Origin of the sequence: Streptomyces sp. NPDC001568, assembly GCF_042893755.1 — a bacterium.
GTDB lineage: Bacteria > Actinomycetota > Actinomycetes > Streptomycetales > Streptomycetaceae > Streptomyces.
This window is the reverse complement of record NZ_JBIAVF010000006.1, coordinates 44,376-60,111: the sequence shown is the minus strand read 5'-3', so window position 1 is coordinate 60,111 and position 15,736 is coordinate 44,376. Positions and strand designations below refer to the sequence as shown.

The window sequence follows — 15,736 nt, the reverse complement described above, 5'->3', positions numbered from 1 at the left end:
TCCGCCACCTGCGGCCCGGCACCCCGTGCCCGGATCAGGAGCAGCCATGACCATCGCCCCCCTGTCCCCGTCCCCCCTCGCACCGACCGTCGACGCCCCGCGCTACACCGTCCGCCTCGCCCGCGACGAGGACGAGGTGCGCGCCGCCCAGCGGCTTCGCCACCTGGTCTTCGCCGGAGAGCTCGGCGCCCGCCTGGACGGGCCCGAGCCCGGCCTGGACTCCGACGCCTTCGACGCCTACTGCGACCACCTCCTCGTCCTCGACGAGGAGAGGGAGCAGGTCGTCGGCACCTACCGGATGCTGCCCCCGGAACGCGCCGCCGTCGCGGGCCGCCTCTACTCCGAGGGCGAGTTCGACCTCTCGGCGCTCGCCCCGATCCGCCCCGACCTGGTCGAGGTCGGCCGGTCCTGCGTCCACCCCGACCACCGCAACGGCGCCGTCATCGCCCTCGTCTGGGCCGGGCTCGCCCGCTACATGGACCGCGCCGGCCACAACTGGCTCGCCGGCTGCTGCTCGGTCCCGCTCTCCGACGGCGGAGTGCTGGCCGCCGCGACCCGGGAGACCGTCCTCGCCCGCAACCTCGCCCCCGAGGAATACCGGGTCACCCCGCACCTGCCCTGGACCCCCGAGGGAGTCACCGTCCCCGGCCGGATGGAACTGCCGCCGCTGCTGCGCGGCTACCTGCGCCTCGGTGCCTGGGTCTGCGGCGAGCCGGCCCTCGACACCAACTTCGGCTGCGCCGACCTGTACGTCCTGCTCTCCCTGCGCCGGACGAACCCGCGCTACCTGAACCACTTCCTCTCGCTCGCCCCGGGCGCATGAGCGTCTGGCTGCCCACCGGGCCCTGTACCCCCGCTGCCTGCGCCGCCCACACCGGGGCGGCCGCGGGCGTGCCGCGCGCGGTGCTGCGGCTGGCCGCCGCCCTCGCCCTGCTGGTGCTCGGCGTCCTGACGGCCCCGCCGGTACGGCTGCTCCCGGCCCGCTCGCGCCACGCGCTGGTCCGCGCCTGGGCGACCGTCCTGCTCCGGTCCCTGGGCGTACGGATCACCGTGCACGGGGCTCCCGGGCCGGACGGGGGCCGGCTGATCGTCGCCAACCACATCTCCTGGCTCGACATCCCGCTCGTCGCCGCCGTCCTGCCCTCCCGGATGCTCGCCAAGAGCGACATCCGCGGCTGGCCGGTGATCGGCGGGCTCGCCGCCCGGGCCGGCACCCTGTTCATCGAACGCGACCGGATCCGGGCCCTGCCCGCAACCGTCGACACCCTCACCCGGGTCCTGCTGGGCGGGGACCGGGTCACCGTCTTCCCCGAGGGATCCACCTGGTGCGGGCGCGCCCAGGGCCCCTTCCGGCGGGCCGCGTTCCAGTCGGCGCTGGACGCGCGGGTTCCCGTACAGCCCGTACGGATCGGGTACCTGCTGGCGGACGGGGAGCTCGCCGGGGCGCCCGCCTTCGTCGGCGACGACCCGCTGACCGCCTCGCTCTGGCGGATCGCCCGGGCCCGCGGCGTGCGGGCCGAGGTGTGGCTGCTGCCGCGGATCCCGGCGGGCCGGTACGCCGACCGCCGGGACCTCGCGGCGGCCGCCCGGCTCGCCGTCCTCGCCGGGACGCCGCAGCGGGCCGGGGAGCCCGTCCTCGCGGACGCGCCGGTCCCGCGCGCGGTCCCGGTGGAGCGGCCGGCGCCGACGCCCCTCCCGCAGGACCTGTCCCCAGCTCCGGAGTCGCCGCCGAACCGGCCGCCGCTGCCCGGGATCCCCGCACAGCCGCGGCCGGCCGGCCGCTCACCCGGTGGGCCGCCCCACCGGACGGATCAGCCCGCGATGCCGTCCACCACCGACAGGGACAGCGCGAAACGTCCCTCCGCGTCCGTCCACCACTGCGTCAACTCGAGCCCCGCCGCGGAGAGTTCCTTGCGGACCCCCTCCTGACGGAACTTCGCCGACACCTCCGTCAGGATCTCCTCGCCCTCCTCGAACGGCACCACCAGGTCCAGGGCCCGGATCTTCACCGTCACCGCCGACCGGGCGCGCAGCCGCATCTCGATCCACTCCTGCTCCCGGTTCCACACCGCCACGTGCGCGAAGTCGGCGGTGTGGAAGTCCGCGCCCAACTCCCGGTCGATCACGGCCAGCACGTTCTTGTTGAACTCCGCCGTCACCCCCTGGGCGTCGTCGTACGCCGCCACCAGCACGGCCTCGTCCTTCACCAGGTCCGTGCCCATCAGCAGCGCGTCCCCGGGCGACAGCATCGCCCGGACGGACGCCAGGAACGCGGCCCGCTCCGCCGGCCGCAGGTTGCCGACCGTCCCGCCGAGGAACACCACCAGCCGCGGGCCCTGCGACTGCGGAAGCCGCAGCGGCCGCGTGAAGTCCGCCAGCAGCGCGTGCACGTCCAGGCCCGGATGCTCGGCCAGGAGCGCCTCGGCCGCCCCGGCCAGCGCGCTCTCGCTCACGTCCACCGGTACGTAGGTCCGCAGCGCGGGCATCGCCTCGATCAGGTGCCGGGTCTTCTCCGAGGAACCGGAACCCAGCTCCACCAGCGTGCGCGCCCCGCTCGCCGACGCGATCTCCTGGGCCCGCTCCAGCAGGATCTCCCGCTCCGCACGCGTCGGGTAGTACTCGGGCAGGCGGGTGATCTCCTCGAACAGCTCACTGCCCCGGGCGTCGTAGAACCACTTGGGCGGCAGCTCCTTGGGGGACGCGGTCAGCCCCCGCAGGACGTCCGTGCGCAGCGCCGACTCGGCGGCGTTCTCGTCGAGGGTCCGGGTCAACTGGAAGTCGCTCACGGGGTGGTCTCCTTGAGTGGGGTCAGGGCGACCCTCGTACGGGTGGCGGTCAGCAGGGTCCGGTCGGGCACTTCGCACCACCGGGGATCGTCGTCGTACGGCTCGGACGCCACGACCGTGCGGCCGCCCGGCGGATCGGACAGGTACCAGAGGGAATCGCCCCAGGCGGTCGCCGCGATGGTCGTCCCGTCGGTCAACAGCAGGTTCAGCCGGGAACCCGGAGCGGCCGAGGACACCTCGCGCACCGCCTCGGCGAGGGCCGTGCCCAGGTCGTCGCCCTGCCGCAGCCGGTGCAGGACCAGCGCCCACACCAGCGCGGAATCGGTGCGGGCGGCCAGCTGGAGCAGCTCGCGGGGCGGCAGCGCCGCGGCGAGCGCGGCCACGGAGTCGGGATGGTCGCGGACGGCTCCGTTGTGGCTGAACAGCCAGGGCCCCGAGGCGAACGGCGCCGCCGCGGCCTCCCCGTCCGCGCCCGGGAACGTCGCGTCGCGTACGGCGGCCAGCACCGCACCGCTGCGCACGACGCGGGCCAGGTCGGCGAAGGTCAGGTCGCCCCAGACGGGCCCGGCGCGCCGGTAGCGCGCCGGTACCGGGTCGCCCGGCGCGTACCAGCCGACGCCGAACCCGTCGGCGTTGACCGTGCCGTACCGCTGGCGGCGCGGCGCCCAGGACTGCCGTACGAGGGAGTGCTCGGGCTCGTCGAGCAGCCGGCCCAGGGCCACCTCCGGCCCCAGGTATGCGAGGTGACGGCACATCAGGCGTCCCTCGCGGTCCGGAAGCCGGAGAAGATCTGCCGGCGCACCGGCAGGTCCCAGTTGCGGAAGGTGCCCCGGCAGGCGACCGCGTCCACGGCGAAGGAGCCGCCGCGCAGCACCTTGTGCTCCGGGCCGAAGAACACCTCGGAGTACTCCCGGTAGGGGAAGGCGCTGAAGCCCGGGTAGGGCAGGAAGTCCGACGCCGTCCACTCCCACACGTCGCCGATCAGCTGGCGCACGCCCAGCGGGGACTCCCCGGCCGGGTAGGCGCCCGCCGGCGCCGGGCGCAGGTGACGCTGGCCCAGGTTGGCGTGCGCGGGCGTCGGATCGGCGTCGCCCCACGGATACCGGCGGGACCGCCCGCCGGCGGGGTCGTGCCGGGCGGCCTTCTCCCACTCGGCCTCGGTGGGCAACCGACGCCCCGCCCAGCGGGCGTACGCGTCCGCCTCGTACCAACTGACGTGCAGCACCGGCTCGTCACCGGGGACGGGCTCGGTCACCCCGAACCGGCGGCGCAGCCACTGGCCGCCCTCCCGGTGCCAGAACAGCGGCGCCACGATGTCGTGGGCGCGGATCTGCTCCCAGCCCTCGGGAGCCCACCAGCGGGGCTCCCGGTAGCCGCCGTCCGCGATGAAGGCCTGGTACGCGGCGTTGGTCACCGGAGTCGTGTCGATCAGGAACGCGGAGACGTCGCGGACGTGCGCGGGGCGTTCGTTGTCCAGCGACCAGGGCTCCGTGGACGTTCCCATGGTGAACGGCCCGGCAGGTACGAGGACTTCGACCGCGCCCGGGGGCGGGCCCTGCGGCGGGTCCGGCTCCGGGGCCGTCAACACCGGGGCGCCCGCTCTGAGCTGGTGGGTGATCAACATCGTTTCGTCGTGCTGCTGTTCATGCTGGGCGATCATGCCGAAGACGTAGCCGTCGGTCAGGAGCCCGGTGCCCTCCAACGGGACGTTCTCCAGCAGGTCGAAGACCCGGCCCCGCACCTCGGCCGCGTACCGGCGGGCCTCCGCCGGCCCGAGCAGCGGCAGCTTCGGCCGTTCGGAACGGGGGTGCTCGAAGGCGTCGTACAGCGGGTCGATCTCCGGGCGCAGGGACTCGCGCCCGGCCACGTGACGCAGCAGCCAGAGTTCCTCCATGTTCCCGATGTGCGCCAGGTCCCACACGAGCGGCGACATCAAGGGGGAGTGCTGGGCGGTCAGGTCCCGGTCGTCCACCGGGTCCGTCAGCGCGGCGGTACGCACCCGCGCCGCGGTCAGGGCGGCCACCGCGCGCTCGCGCAGGGCCTCGGGGTCGGTGCTCCCGGGCGGGGCGCCGACGCTCCGGCCCGGGTGGTCGGCGCTCCGGTGCGGGCTGTCGATGCTCATGCGCGGTATCCCTTCCCGGCGGGCTGCCACAGGTCGTCCTCCTCGGCTTCGTCGGCCGGACAACGGCCGCGCAGGACGTAGCGCTCGGTGAAGGCACCGACCGTGTCGCGTACGTGCGTGCTCGCCCCGAGGCGCGGCAGCGCCTCGCGGGCCGCCAGGAAGCACGCGGTGGCGGCCGACCGCAGGTCGGGATCGGCGAGCCCCTCCCGGGCGGCGGTGCGCCACAGGGGATTGCGCGGGGCGGCCCGGCCGCCGTAGGCGTCGGCCAACGACTTGGACACCCGGTACGCGGTCTCCGCGGCCTCCGGGTCGTCGAAGAGCGCGTGCACGACGGCCGCGGGCACCAGCCAGCCGTCCGTGCCGGGCTGCGCGTCGATCATCCTCAGCTCCAGGTGGCCGCGCGGGCGGACCGGCGGGAAGAGCGTGCTGAGGTGGTACTCCAGGTCCCGCGCGGTGGGCGGACGCAGTCCGCCGGGGCGGGCGTCCGCGGGCACGTCGCCGCGCAGCCAGTCCCGGAAGGTCAGCCCGCTCGGCACCGGCCACGGCCCGTCGCCCTCGGACCGTACGCACATCACCCCGGTGTCCAGGGCGTGCCGGGTCCACCCGGCCCGTGGCTCGGCGTCCAGCGGCGGGGCCAGGGAGCGTCGCGCGTCGATGTCTTCCCAGATCCCCTGGCGGGCGCACCGCCACCCCCGGTACGGGCCCTCGCGCGCCGGCGAGTTGGCGAACGCGGCGACCAGCACCGCACCCAGCAGGTGGGCCAGCCGCCAGCGGCGGCCGTAGCCGAGGGGCCCCGGCTCCTCGTGACCGGCGTCCACGCAGACCTGGACGGAGGCGGAGGAGCGCATCATGGCCCGGCCGGCGGGGCCCGTACGGTCGAAGTAGGCCTCCATCGCGTCGTAGCGCGGGCTGCTCAGCAGCCGTCGCAAGGGGCGGCGCGGGTCCTGGCCGGCGCCCCGCAGGACCAGCCCCTGGGCGTCCAGGGCGGCGCGTACTGCGGTGAGGTCTTCCTGGAGGTCGTCCACGCACGCGGTGAGGGAGGCGGCGGGCTCCGAGCTGAGCTCCAGCTGCCCGCCCGGCTCGACGGTGATCCGCGAGTGCAGCGGCAGGGCGTGGGCGGCTTCGTGGGCGGCCGCCAGTCGTTCGGGCGGCAACGGTTGCCAGGGTCGTTCGGCGTCCAGCACGAGCCATTCCAGCTCGGTGCCGATCAGTCGGGGCGGTCCGGTCTTGAAACATATGCCGTGCACCAGGTGCTCGGCGGCGGGCTCCGTGAGGGAGGCGTGGTCGAAGTCCTGGGCGAACGGATCGGGCGGGATTTCCGGCATCACCGTTTCCTCGTCTCCTGTCGTCGGCCTTGATGTCACCCGTGCCTACCCGTCCTCGGGACACAAATTCCTTTGCTTTGCCCCGGGCGGCGCCCGAAGCTTTGCGGCGTGAGCAGATTGCGTGAGATAGCGCGGGAGAACGCGCTGATCGTGGCGGCCGGCGCGTACCGGACGCGGTCCGGGCGGCAGGTTTCCCTGGCCGCCGCCGTGGCGGAAGCCAAGGCGGGAACCACGATATACGGCCCAAACCGGGTCATTCCAGACGAAGGGCCCGTCGGTGGCGGAGCCCGGACGGTCATCGAGGTCACGGGGGAGAGCAGTACGGTCGCCGCCCGCCGGCTCGCCGCCGTCGACGCGGAAGCCGCCCCGGTGGCGGTCCTGAGCTTCGCGTCGGCCCGCAATCCCGGGGGCGGCTACGTGCGCGGGGCCAAGGCCCAGGAGGAAGCGCTGTGCCGCGCCTCGGCGCTCCACGAGACCCTGCTGGAGGCCCGCGCGTACTACGAGGTCCACCGCGCGACCGAGAGCACCTTCTACACCGACCGGGTGATTCACTCGCCCGGCGTCCCCGTCTTCCGCGACGACCGGGGCGAATTGATGGAGACGCCCTTCCGGGCGGGCTTCCTCACCTCCCCGGCGCCGAACGCGGGCACGATCCGCCGACAGGAACCGGACCGCGTCGCCGAGATCCCGGCCGCCCTGGCCCGACGGGCGGAGCTGGTGCTGGAGGTCGCCGCGCTGCACGGATACCGGCGTCTGGTCCTCGGCGCCTGGGGCTGCGGGGTCTTCCGGAACGACCCGGCCCAGGTCGCGGAGGCCTTCCGGGCCCTGCTGGCCGAACGCTTCGCCGGGACGTTCGAGCACGTCGTGTTCGGCGTGCTCGACCGCGACCCGGCGACCCGCGAAGCCTTCGCCCGCGCCTTCGGTACACCGCCGACGGGCTGATCGAAAGGGGGCCGGCGCAAGGGCCCCGGCGGACGGCCGCCCCGGGGGAAAGGCCCCGTCGGGAGGGCCCGGGCGGAAGGGGCGCCGTCACTGCCAGCCGTAGAGCTCCCGCAGACGGTCCACGACCAGCCCGAACCGTGCCCGGTCCAGCGCGCACGCCTCGCGCCGCATCCCCGACTCGTGCACCCGCAGCACCCGGTCCAGATCGACCCAGGACTCCCGCCCGGCGGAGTCCCACGGCCCCGAGCCGATCGGCACCCACTCCCGGTCGGCGTCGTGCCGCTTGCTCGACAGCTGGACGGCGAGCAGCGTCCGCCCGCCCGCCTCCCGGGCGACGACCAGGACGGGGCGGTCCTTGCCCCGGCCGTCGTTCTCCTCGAACGGAACCCAGGTCCAGACGATCTCCCCCGGGTCCGGATCCCCGTCCTTGTCGGGCGCGTACTCGGTGCGCACCGGCCCCGTGGCGCGCGGATCCGCCTCCGTGGTGGCGGTGACCCCGTCCCGTCCGGGCTGCTCGACGTGACTGTTGCCGTGATGCGAAAGTGCCGTCATTCGGGCGAGATTACTGGCCCCGGAACCCCGAACGGGAACACGCCCGCTCCGCGACCGCCGGGATGCGCCGACGCGGGCCCGGGGTCGCGCCGCCCACGCACCCCGCCCCGTCCCTCCAACGGGCGACGGGCGGGGGCCGCCGCGAAACCCCGAACACCACGTGGCTCAGAGGGCGGGCCAGTACGCCGACCAGTCCTCCGCCGCCTCCAACTGCGCGGCCAGCGACAGCAACCGGGGTTCCGCGTCCGACGGTCCCAGCAACTGGGCCCCGAGCGGCAGGCCGTCCGGGGTGAAGCCCGCCGGGACGTTGACCCCGGGCCAGCCCAGCACGTTCCACGTCCAGGCGTACGGGCACGCCGCGATCATCGCCCGGTCCGTGGCCATGGCCCCCAGGCCCGCCAGGGCGCCGATCCGCAGCGGGGGAGTGGCCGTGGTCGGCGTGAGCACCACGTCGAAGCGGCCGAATATCTCCCCGACCCGGCGGCGCAGCGCCACCTCGGCCCACCGGGAGACCCGCAGCGCGGGCCCGCCCAGCAGGCGCCCCGTACGCATCGCCTCGTGCGTCCGCGGATCCAGCAGCGCGGGATCGGGCACCCGGGCCGCCAGCTCCCGTACGCCCACGGTCGCGCGGGGCACGAAGGTCAGCCCGATGAGGCCGTAGCGGGGATCCTCCGGGACCACCTCGTGGCCCAGCGACTCCAGCCGTCCGGCCAGCCGTTCCACCGCCGAACGCACCACGGGGTCGAGGGACTTGGGCGTCGCGGTGAAGGCGGTCCCGTAGGACAGCGCGATCCGCAACCGCCCCGGCGGGCGCAGTACGGCCTCGGCCGCGGGGATGTGGGCGGGCCGGTGCAGGTCGCCCGGGTCGGAGCCGCTCGCCGCGTCCAGCAGTAGCGCGGCGTCCGCGACCGTACGGGCCAGTACGCCGTTGACGGTCAACCCGTGGAAGGACTCGGGCGCGGGCCAGGTGGAGATCCGCCCGCGCTGCGGCTTCACCCCGACGAGATGGGTCCAGGCCGCCGGGATCCGTACCGAACCCGCCCCGTCCGAACCGAGTGCGGCGGGCACCAGCCCCGCGGCCACGGCCGCCGCGGAACCGCCCGAGGAACCCCCGGGGGTGTGGTCCGGGTTCCACGGGTTGCGCGTCGCGCCGAAGGCGTGACCCTCGGTGAACGGCCATTGACCCAGCTCCGGCGTCTGCGTCTTGCCGACGATGACCGCCCCCGCCGCACGCAGGCGCCGGACCGCCTCGCTGTCGGCGTGCTGCGCCGGGAAGTCCCCCGCGCAGCCGAAGGCGGTCGGCTCGCCCGCCACGTCCATGTCGTCCTTGACCGCCACCGGAACGCCCAGCAGCGGCAGCCGTTCCCCCCGGGCGAGGCGCCGGTCCGCGGCGGCGGCCTCGGCGAGCGCGGCCTCGGCGCGCACGATGCGGAAGGCGTTGAGCGAGGGCTGCGCCGCCGCGATCCGGTTCAGGCATCCCTCGACCAACTCCATGGAGGTGACCGAACCCTCGGCGAGCCGCGCCACCATGTCCCGCAAGCCCGGGGCCACTTGACCCCCCGGCGGTCGCGACGTTCCCGGCGATCCCGCCACATCCAACGAACCCGCCACCGGACCTCCCCTACTCGTCGGTAGCAAGACGGTAGCGGGGGAGGCGGCCGGTCGGACAGCCCCGGGCGCTCCTATATCCAGCCCTCCAGCGAGGCCATGAACCCCTCGAAGTCGTCCCGGTGGATGGTGTGTCCGGCTCCGGCGACCGAACGGACCTCGAAGCCGCGCTCCGTGAGCCGCGCGGCCCGCTCCTCGGATATCAGGAAACTGGGATCGGCGAGCTGTACCAGGGAGGGCACCACCGGCGCCGCCGGCAGCAGGTCCCGACCCTGGAGCGGGGCGAGGCTCAGCGCGGTGGCCTCGTCCCACACGGCGAGGGTCGCCGCCTCGACCTCCACGTCCGCCTCCTCCCAACGCGGGTTCATCGCCCGGATCTGCTCCTTGCCCGCCGACTTGAACCGCGCGAACGCTTCCGCATCGAAGCCCTGTTCGGGACCGGCCAGGTGCCAGGCGGGGTCCGAGTACACCGCGCGACGCGGCTCCAGCCGGTCGACGGCCAGCGACAGGGTCAGGCCGCCGAGCGAATGGCCGATGGCCAGCTCCGCGCCACGGGGGAGCGTCTCGACGACGTCGTCCGCGAACAGTTCCGGGCCGTACGGGCCCCGCCCGCTGGCTCCGTGACCGCGCAGGTCGACGGCGACGACGCGGTAGCCGCGGTCGGCGAGGGCGGGTCCGACCCGGCGCCAGGTGCGGTGGTCGGCCATGATGCCGTGGATGAGGACGGCGAGGCGCTCGCCTTCGCCCCAGGTGCGGGTGTGCAGCTGCACGGTGATGCCTTTCGAGGAGGAGAGGGGGTGGGGAGTCGAGAAGGCGCAATGGGGTGCGTGGGGGAAGTCAGCGGACGCCGCGGATCGGCCGTACGGCCAGGGCCCCCGCCACGGCCAGCACGGCCGCGACCACGAACAGTGCCGTGTACCCGCCGGTCAGCGACACGACCACCGAGGCCACGAAGGGCGCCACGATCTGCGGTCCGGCGTTGGCGATGTTGAGCACGCCCATGTCCCGGGCGGCGTCCTCGGCCTTGGGCAGGACCATCGTGACGAGCGCCGTGTCCACCGCCATGTAACAGCCGAACGCGAGCCCGTTGACCACGGCGAACGCCAACATCGCCGACCAACTCGCCGACACGGCCGGGATGACCAGGGCGATCGCCGAGAGCAGCGCGGAAGCCCCGACGAACAGCTTGCGCCGGTCGAAGCGGTCCGACAGGTAGCCGCCCACGACGGTGGAGACGACCATCGCGACGCTCGTCACGGGCATCAGCACGGCCACCGCCGCCTCCGGCTCCAGCCCGTCCGGCAGCACGGTGTGGTCCTGGAGGATGTAGAGCTGGTACCCGCTCACCGCGAAGTACCCGAGGACCAACAGCGCCCGCCCGATGAACGCCCAGCGGAAGTCGTGGTCGCGCAACGCATGGGTGAAGGCGGCCAGTTGGCTCCGGACGGGCATCGGGGCACGCGCCGGGAGCCGCCGCTCGCGGCCGCACGCGGTGAACAGGACGGCGGCGCCCGCGACCACGGCGCCGAACACCAGGTAGCCGGTGCGGTAGTCGTCGGAGAAGGCCGCGCCCACCAGCGCGCCGACGGTGGAGCCGAAGGGCAGGCCGAGGCCGACGGCCGCCGAGGCCTTGCCGCGGGCGGTCATCGGTACCCGGTCGGGCACCACCGAGGTGATGGCCGCCTGGTAGACGTTCATCACGGCCTGGCCGAGGCACCAGGCGATGGTGATGAGCAGGATCGTGTCGGCGAGTCCGAGCAGGAACATCGCGGGCACGGCGGCGAGCCCGCCGCCCAGGATCCACGGATCGCGGCGTCCGCTGCGGTCGGAGAGGGCGCCCGCGACCGGGTTGAAGACCGTCGCGAAGATCGCGGAGACCCCCGCGATCAGGCCGAAGTTGGCGACCTTGTTCGCCGGGTCCACCTGTTCGACCTGGAGCGCGAGCAGGATGCCGGCCACGCCGATGTACAGGGCGTACATGGCGGTGTTGCCGAGGAGCAGCAGCGGGAGCAGGCCGCGACCCGGCGGGGGCGCGGCCCCGGGGCCGGGCGAGGGGTCGGCGCCGCCGGGTGCGGTGGGCGCGCCGGGAGCGGTGCCGGAGTCGGGGGAGGAAAGGGCCACGGTGCCCTCCTGGGCAGGGGATCCGATACGAGGTGAGGGGTGCGCGCCGCCCCGTCGCGACGGCGGGGGTGCGTCGGAGCGCGACGGGACGGCGGCACGGTCGGACACGTGCGACATCGCGCACCCAGGGGGTCGCGATGCGGCGGTTACACGTGTCAATGAATCGTGTAACCACTGTGTAGCATCCGTTTCAGGCCATCCGCCAGCCCCCGGGCGCAACAGGTCTGGAAAGATGCGACGGCAATGTCTCAGTCACCGAAATCGCCGAACGTGCCGACCAGCGCGGACGTCGCCCGCCTCGCGGGCGTGTCGCGCGCGACGGTCTCGTACGTGCTCAACAACGCGGCAGCCGTGCGGATCAGCGAACCGACCCGGCGCAAGGTCCGGGAGGCCGCCGAGGAACTCGGCTACGTCCCCCACGCCGCCGCGCGCAGCCTGCGGGCCGGGCACACCCGGATCGTCCTGCTGCCCACCTCCCACGTGCCGGTCGGCCCGCTCTACAGCGCCTTCCTCAACGAGCTGCAGTGGGCGCTGCGCCGCCTGGACTACACCGTGGTCCAGTACGGCAGCCTCGGCCTGAACGGGGACGAGGCCGCCCGCGCCTGGGCCGAACTGCGGCCGGTCGCCGTGATCTCGCTCGGAGAGATCGCCCTGTCGCCGCACAACGTCGCCACCCTCAAGCGGGCCGGCGCCCGCGCCGTCATCACCCTGGGGCCCGCCGGCGTGCCCGGCGCGCACGGGCTCGTCATGGACCAGGCGGAGATCGGCGCCCGCGCCGCCGCCCACCTCGTGGAGCGCGGCCGTCGCCGGATCGGAGTGATCGTCCCCCGGGAGGCGGGACTGGAACTGTTCTCCGGGCCCCGCCTGGCCGGAGCCCGGTCCGTCGCGGGCGCGGAGGTCCAGGAGGTGCCCCTGGCCCACACCGAGGAGTCGGCGGCGGAACTCGTCGCCCGCTGGCCCTCGCTCGGACTCGACGCGGTCTTCGCGTACAACGACGAGTACGCGATGCTGCTGATGCGCGCCCTGCAGGACGCCGGCCTGCGGATCCCCGAGGACGTGGCGGTCATGGGGGCCGACGACCTGCTCATCGGCCGACTGCTGCGGCCCCGACTGAGCACGGTCCGGCTGGAGCTGCCGACCGGGGACCACCTGGCGTCGCTGGTGGACCGGGCGGTGCGCGAACCGTCGGAGATCACCGAACGGCACGACCTGATGGCGGCCCTGGTGGTACCCCGCGAGTCGACCTGAGGCCGCGGCGGGCCCGCCCGGCGCCCCGCCGGCTTCCGGGCGGCCGTTGACAGGCGACGACGGTCGGGCGGAAACTGCGGGCGCGCCCCACCGGGCGTGCCCGGCGGCGTGCCCGGTGCCGAAGCCGGCCCCGATGCGCCGCCGCCCGTACGGATCCGCCCAGGAGAGACCCCATGAGCATCCGCACCGTCCGCGACGTGTACGTCGTCGACGCCGTCCGCACCCCGATCGGCAAGTTCGGCGGGGCACTGGCCGGAATCCGGCCGGACGACCTGGCCGCCCATGTGGTGCGCGCGCTGGTGGACCGTACGCCGGACCTCGACCCGGCCCGCATCGACGACGTCGTCTTCGGCGACGCCAACGGCGCCGGTGAGGACAACCGGGACGTGGCCCGCATGGCGGTGCTGCTCGCCGGCCTGCCCGTCACCGTCCCCGGGGTCACCGTCAACCGGCTCTGCGGCTCCGGCCTGGAGGCCGTGGTCCAGGCGGCCCGCGCCATCGCCCTGGGCGACGCCTCCGTCGCCATCGCGGGCGGCGTCGAGTCGATGAGCCGTGCCCCCTGGGTGGTGCAGAAGCCGGAGCGGGCCTTCCCCGCAGGGCACCAGGAGATGTGGTCCACCACCCTCGGCTGGCGGATGACCAATCCCGCCATGCCCGCCCAGTGGACGGGCTCGCTCGGCGAGGGCGCCGAACTCGTCGCCGAGAAGCACGGCATCACGCGCGAGGCGCAGGACGCCTTCGCGCTGCGGAGCCACCACAAGGCCGCCGCCGCCTGGGCCGCCGGGCTGTACGCCGACGAGGTCGTCCCGTACCCGCGCGTGGACCTCGCGCGCGACGAGTGCATCCGTGAGGGCTCCACCCCGGAGGCCCTCGCCCGACTGAAGCCCGCGTTCCGAACGGACGGGTCCGGTACGGTCACGGCCGCCAACGCCTCCCCGCTCAACGACGGGGCAGCCGCCCTGCTGTTGACGGACGAGGCCGGGCTGGCGGCGACCGGACGTGAACCGCTGGCCCGGATCAGCGCCAGTGCCGTCACCGGGATCGAGCCGCAGCTCTTCGGCCTCGGCCCGGTCGACGCGGTCGAACGGGTCCTGGGCAAGGCGGGCCGTTCGCTGACCGACCTGACGACCTTCGAGCTCAACGAGGCCTTCGCCGCACAGGCGCTCGGCTGTCTGGCGGCCTGGCCCGAGCTGGACCCGGACGTGGTCAACCCGCGCGGCGGGGCCATCGCCATCGGCCACCCGCTCGGCGCCTCGGGAGCCCGACTGGCCGGTTCGGTCGCCCACCAACTGGCTGCCGCGGGTTCGGGTACGGGCATGGCGGCGCTGTGCATCGGCGTCGGGCAGGGCATCGCGCTCGTCCTGGAGCGCTGAGTCCGGCCCCGCCGTGGCGTCGGCGCGTTCGCGGGCTGTCGATCGTTTCCAGACATGACAGCCCGTCAACTGCCCAATAACTGAACAGAAGTGGTGTCTCCGGTCTGGCACGATGGCGCGTGCTGCCGCCCCCCGCCCCGCACCATGCCCTTCCGGAGGCCCCGCGTGACGCCGCTCCTCGACCCGACGCTCTGGCAGGACGGACCCACCCTGACCGGCGGCACGGCCCCGGTCGTCGAACCCGCGACCGGGCGCACCCTGGCCACGCTCGACCTCGCCGCCCCCGCCGACGTGGCCGAGGCAGCCGTACGGGCCCACGCCGCGCAACGGGACTGGGCGCGCGCCACCCACCCGGAGCGGGCCGCCGTACTGCGCCGCGCCGGTGACCTGTTCGCCGCCCACGCCGACGAACTGCGCGAATGGCTGGTCCGGGAGTCGGGTTCCATCCCCGGCAAGGCGGACTTCGAGCTGCACGTCGCCGCCCAGGAGTGCTACGAGGCCGCCGCCCTCGCCTCCCGTCCGACGGGTCAGGTCCTGCCCACCGAGGCGCCCCGACTCTCCTTCACCCGCCGGGTGCCGGCAGGCGTCGTCGGGGTCGTGGCCCCCTTCAACGCGCCGCTGATCCTCTCGATCCGCTCGGTGGCCCCGGCCCTCGCGCTCGGCAACGCCGTCCTGCTCAAGCCGGACCGTCGCACCGCCGTGTGCGGCGGTCTCGCCCTGGCGGCCGTCCTCGCCGCCGCCGGACTGCCGGCCGGGCTGCTCCAGGTCCTGCCCGGCGGGGCGCAGACGGGGGCGGCGGTGGTGGCCGACCCGCGCGTGCGCGTGGTGTCGTTCACCGGCTCCACCGCCGCGGGCCGCGCGGTCGGCGAGCTGGCCGGCCGTCACCTCAAGCGCGCTCACCTGGAACTGGGCGGCAACTCTGCGCTCGTCGTGCTCGCGGACGCGGACGTCGAGGCCGCCGTCGCGCAGGCCTCCTGGGGCTCCTTCTTCCACCAGGGGCAGATCTGCATGACCACGGGCCGGCACCTCGTCCACGCCTCGCTCTACGACGAGTACGTCGAGCGCCTCGCCGCGCGCGCCGAGGCGCTGGCCGTCGGCGACCCGTACCGCGAGCGGGTGCACCTGGGCCCGCTGCTCGACGAAACCCAGCTGGAGCGGGTCCACGGGCTGGTCGAGGCCAGCATCGGACAGGGCGCCAAGCTCGTCGCCGGAGGCACCCACCGGGACCTCTTCTACCGGCCCACCGTACTGGCGGGGGTGGCCGACGACACGCCGGCCTACGCGCAGGAGGTCTTCGGCCCGGTGGCGCCCGTACGGTCCTTCGTGACGGAGGACGAGGCCGTCGAGCTGGCCTCGGCGGGGCCCTACGGGCTCTCGCTCGGCATCATCACCCGCGACGCGGCGCACGGCATGGAGCTGGCCGATCGGATACCGACCGGCATCGCGCACATCAACGACCAGACCGTGAACGACGAGGCCGTGGCCCCCTTCGGCGGGGTCGGCGCCTCCGGTACGGGCGCCCGCTTCGGCGGTGAGGCGAACCTGGACGCCTTCACCGAACTCCGCTGGACGACGGCCCGGACCAGCGCGCCCGGCCACCCGTTCTAGGGGTCCGGTCACTCGTTCGACGGATCCGTGGTGAGTGCGGAATTCGACGGG

Annotated in this window: 14 protein-coding genes; 6 read left to right on the top strand and 8 right to left on the bottom strand. The window is 74.6% G+C overall.

Features of this window, described 5'->3' with window-relative positions:
* Positions 1–46: 46 nt before the first annotated feature.
* Together ACFY0I_RS12695 and ACFY0I_RS12690 are read left to right on the top strand one after the other, a co-directional pair.
* Positions 47–823: a GNAT family N-acetyltransferase gene (locus ACFY0I_RS12695; protein ID WP_388893695.1), complete on the top strand. Its 777-nt coding sequence runs from the start codon at positions 47–49 to the stop codon at positions 821–823.
* Positions 820–1,929 (top strand): 1-acyl-sn-glycerol-3-phosphate acyltransferase, encoded by a 1,110-nt coding sequence (locus ACFY0I_RS12690; protein WP_388893693.1) that lies wholly within the window; start codon positions 820–822, stop codon positions 1,927–1,929. The genes ACFY0I_RS12695 and ACFY0I_RS12690 overlap by 4 nt, the downstream gene beginning before the upstream one ends.
* Here the strand turns inward: ACFY0I_RS12690 and egtD are convergent.
* Genes egtD through egtA form a run of 4 tightly spaced genes read right to left on the bottom strand, consistent with a single transcriptional unit; the run spans position 1,812 to position 6,233 of the window.
* Complete coding sequence (gene egtD / locus ACFY0I_RS12685; RefSeq protein ID WP_388893691.1) at positions 1,812–2,786, bottom strand: L-histidine N(alpha)-methyltransferase; 975 nt, start codon at positions 2,784–2,786, stop codon at positions 1,812–1,814. The two genes, ACFY0I_RS12690 and egtD, sit on opposite strands and share 118 nt — an antisense overlap.
* Positions 2,783–3,541, bottom strand: coding sequence for an ergothioneine biosynthesis protein EgtC (gene egtC / locus ACFY0I_RS12680; protein WP_388893689.1), 759 nt, complete (start codon positions 3,539–3,541; stop codon positions 2,783–2,785). Before egtC ends, egtD begins: the two co-directional genes overlap by 4 nt.
* Positions 3,541–4,908, bottom strand: a complete 1,368-nt coding sequence (gene egtB / locus ACFY0I_RS12675; RefSeq protein WP_388893688.1) for an ergothioneine biosynthesis protein EgtB — start codon at positions 4,906–4,908, stop codon at positions 3,541–3,543. The genes egtC and egtB overlap by 1 nt, the downstream gene beginning before the upstream one ends.
* Positions 4,905–6,233: an ergothioneine biosynthesis glutamate--cysteine ligase EgtA gene (egtA, locus tag ACFY0I_RS12670; RefSeq protein WP_388893686.1), complete on the bottom strand. Its 1,329-nt coding sequence runs from the start codon at positions 6,231–6,233 to the stop codon at positions 4,905–4,907. Before egtA ends, egtB begins: the two co-directional genes overlap by 4 nt.
* 108 nt (positions 6,234–6,341) lie before the next feature.
* Here egtA and ACFY0I_RS12665 point away from each other — a divergent pair, with 108 nt between their 5' ends.
* Positions 6,342–7,175, top strand: coding sequence for a TIGR02452 family protein (locus tag ACFY0I_RS12665; RefSeq protein WP_388893684.1), 834 nt, complete (start codon positions 6,342–6,344; stop codon positions 7,173–7,175).
* 87 nt (positions 7,176–7,262) lie between these two features.
* On the opposite strand, the gene ACFY0I_RS12660 is transcribed toward ACFY0I_RS12665, so the two are convergent.
* The 4 genes from ACFY0I_RS12660 to ACFY0I_RS12645 all read right to left on the bottom strand — a co-directional run bounded on the left by ACFY0I_RS12660 (position 7,263) and on the right by ACFY0I_RS12645 (position 11,456).
* A complete protein-coding gene (locus ACFY0I_RS12660; RefSeq protein WP_388893682.1) occupies positions 7,263–7,727 on the bottom strand; it encodes a type II toxin-antitoxin system PemK/MazF family toxin in 465 nt (154 codons plus the stop codon).
* A 165-nt stretch (positions 7,728–7,892) separates the two neighbouring features.
* Positions 7,893–9,257, bottom strand: a complete 1,365-nt coding sequence (locus ACFY0I_RS12655; RefSeq protein WP_388894394.1) for an amidase — start codon at positions 9,255–9,257, stop codon at positions 7,893–7,895.
* 152 nt (positions 9,258–9,409) lie between these two features.
* On the bottom strand, positions 9,410–10,105 hold the full coding sequence (locus tag ACFY0I_RS12650; RefSeq protein ID WP_388893680.1) for an alpha/beta fold hydrolase: 696 nt from the start codon (positions 10,103–10,105) through the stop codon (positions 9,410–9,412).
* A gap of 67 nt (positions 10,106–10,172) precedes the next feature.
* Positions 10,173–11,456, bottom strand: coding sequence for an MFS transporter (locus tag ACFY0I_RS12645; protein WP_388893678.1), 1,284 nt, complete (start codon positions 11,454–11,456; stop codon positions 10,173–10,175).
* A gap of 243 nt (positions 11,457–11,699) precedes the next feature.
* On the opposite strand from ACFY0I_RS12645, the gene ACFY0I_RS12640 reads away from it, so the two are divergent.
* From ACFY0I_RS12640 to ACFY0I_RS12630, 3 genes are all read left to right on the top strand, one after another.
* On the top strand, positions 11,700–12,704 hold the full coding sequence (locus tag ACFY0I_RS12640; RefSeq protein WP_388893676.1) for a LacI family DNA-binding transcriptional regulator: 1,005 nt from the start codon (positions 11,700–11,702) through the stop codon (positions 12,702–12,704).
* Positions 12,705–12,877: 173 nt separating this feature from the next.
* Complete coding sequence (locus ACFY0I_RS12635; protein ID WP_388893674.1) at positions 12,878–14,077, top strand: thiolase family protein; 1,200 nt, start codon at positions 12,878–12,880, stop codon at positions 14,075–14,077.
* A gap of 165 nt (positions 14,078–14,242) precedes the next feature.
* Positions 14,243–15,685, top strand: a complete 1,443-nt coding sequence (locus ACFY0I_RS12630) for an aldehyde dehydrogenase family protein (RefSeq protein WP_388893672.1) — start codon at positions 14,243–14,245, stop codon at positions 15,683–15,685.
* Positions 15,686–15,736 lie beyond the last annotated feature (51 nt).

Excerpts from the sequence above, each read along its gene's own strand:
- ACFY0I_RS12695 (WP_388893695.1), top strand. The coding sequence starts at position 47 with ATGACCATCGCCCCCCTGTCCCCGTCCCCCCTCGCACCGACCGTCGAC.
- ACFY0I_RS12660 (WP_388893682.1), bottom strand. The coding sequence starts at position 7,727 with ATGACGGCACTTTCGCATCACGGCAACAGTCACGTCGAGCAGCCCGGA.
- ACFY0I_RS12640 (WP_388893676.1), top strand. The coding sequence starts at position 11,700 with ATGTCTCAGTCACCGAAATCGCCGAACGTGCCGACCAGCGCGGACGTC.
- ACFY0I_RS12690 (WP_388893693.1), top strand. The coding sequence starts at position 820 with ATGAGCGTCTGGCTGCCCACCGGGCCCTGTACCCCCGCTGCCTGCGCC.
- ACFY0I_RS12655 (WP_388894394.1), bottom strand. The coding sequence starts at position 9,257 with ATGGTGGCGCGGCTCGCCGAGGGTTCGGTCACCTCCATGGAGTTGGTC.
- egtB (WP_388893688.1), bottom strand. The coding sequence starts at position 4,908 with ATGAGCATCGACAGCCCGCACCGGAGCGCCGACCACCCGGGCCGGAGC.
- egtA (WP_388893686.1), bottom strand. The coding sequence starts at position 6,233 with ATGCCGGAAATCCCGCCCGATCCGTTCGCCCAGGACTTCGACCACGCC.
- egtC (WP_388893689.1), bottom strand. The coding sequence starts at position 3,541 with ATGTGCCGTCACCTCGCATACCTGGGGCCGGAGGTGGCCCTGGGCCGG.
- ACFY0I_RS12635 (WP_388893674.1), top strand. The coding sequence starts at position 12,878 with ATGAGCATCCGCACCGTCCGCGACGTGTACGTCGTCGACGCCGTCCGC.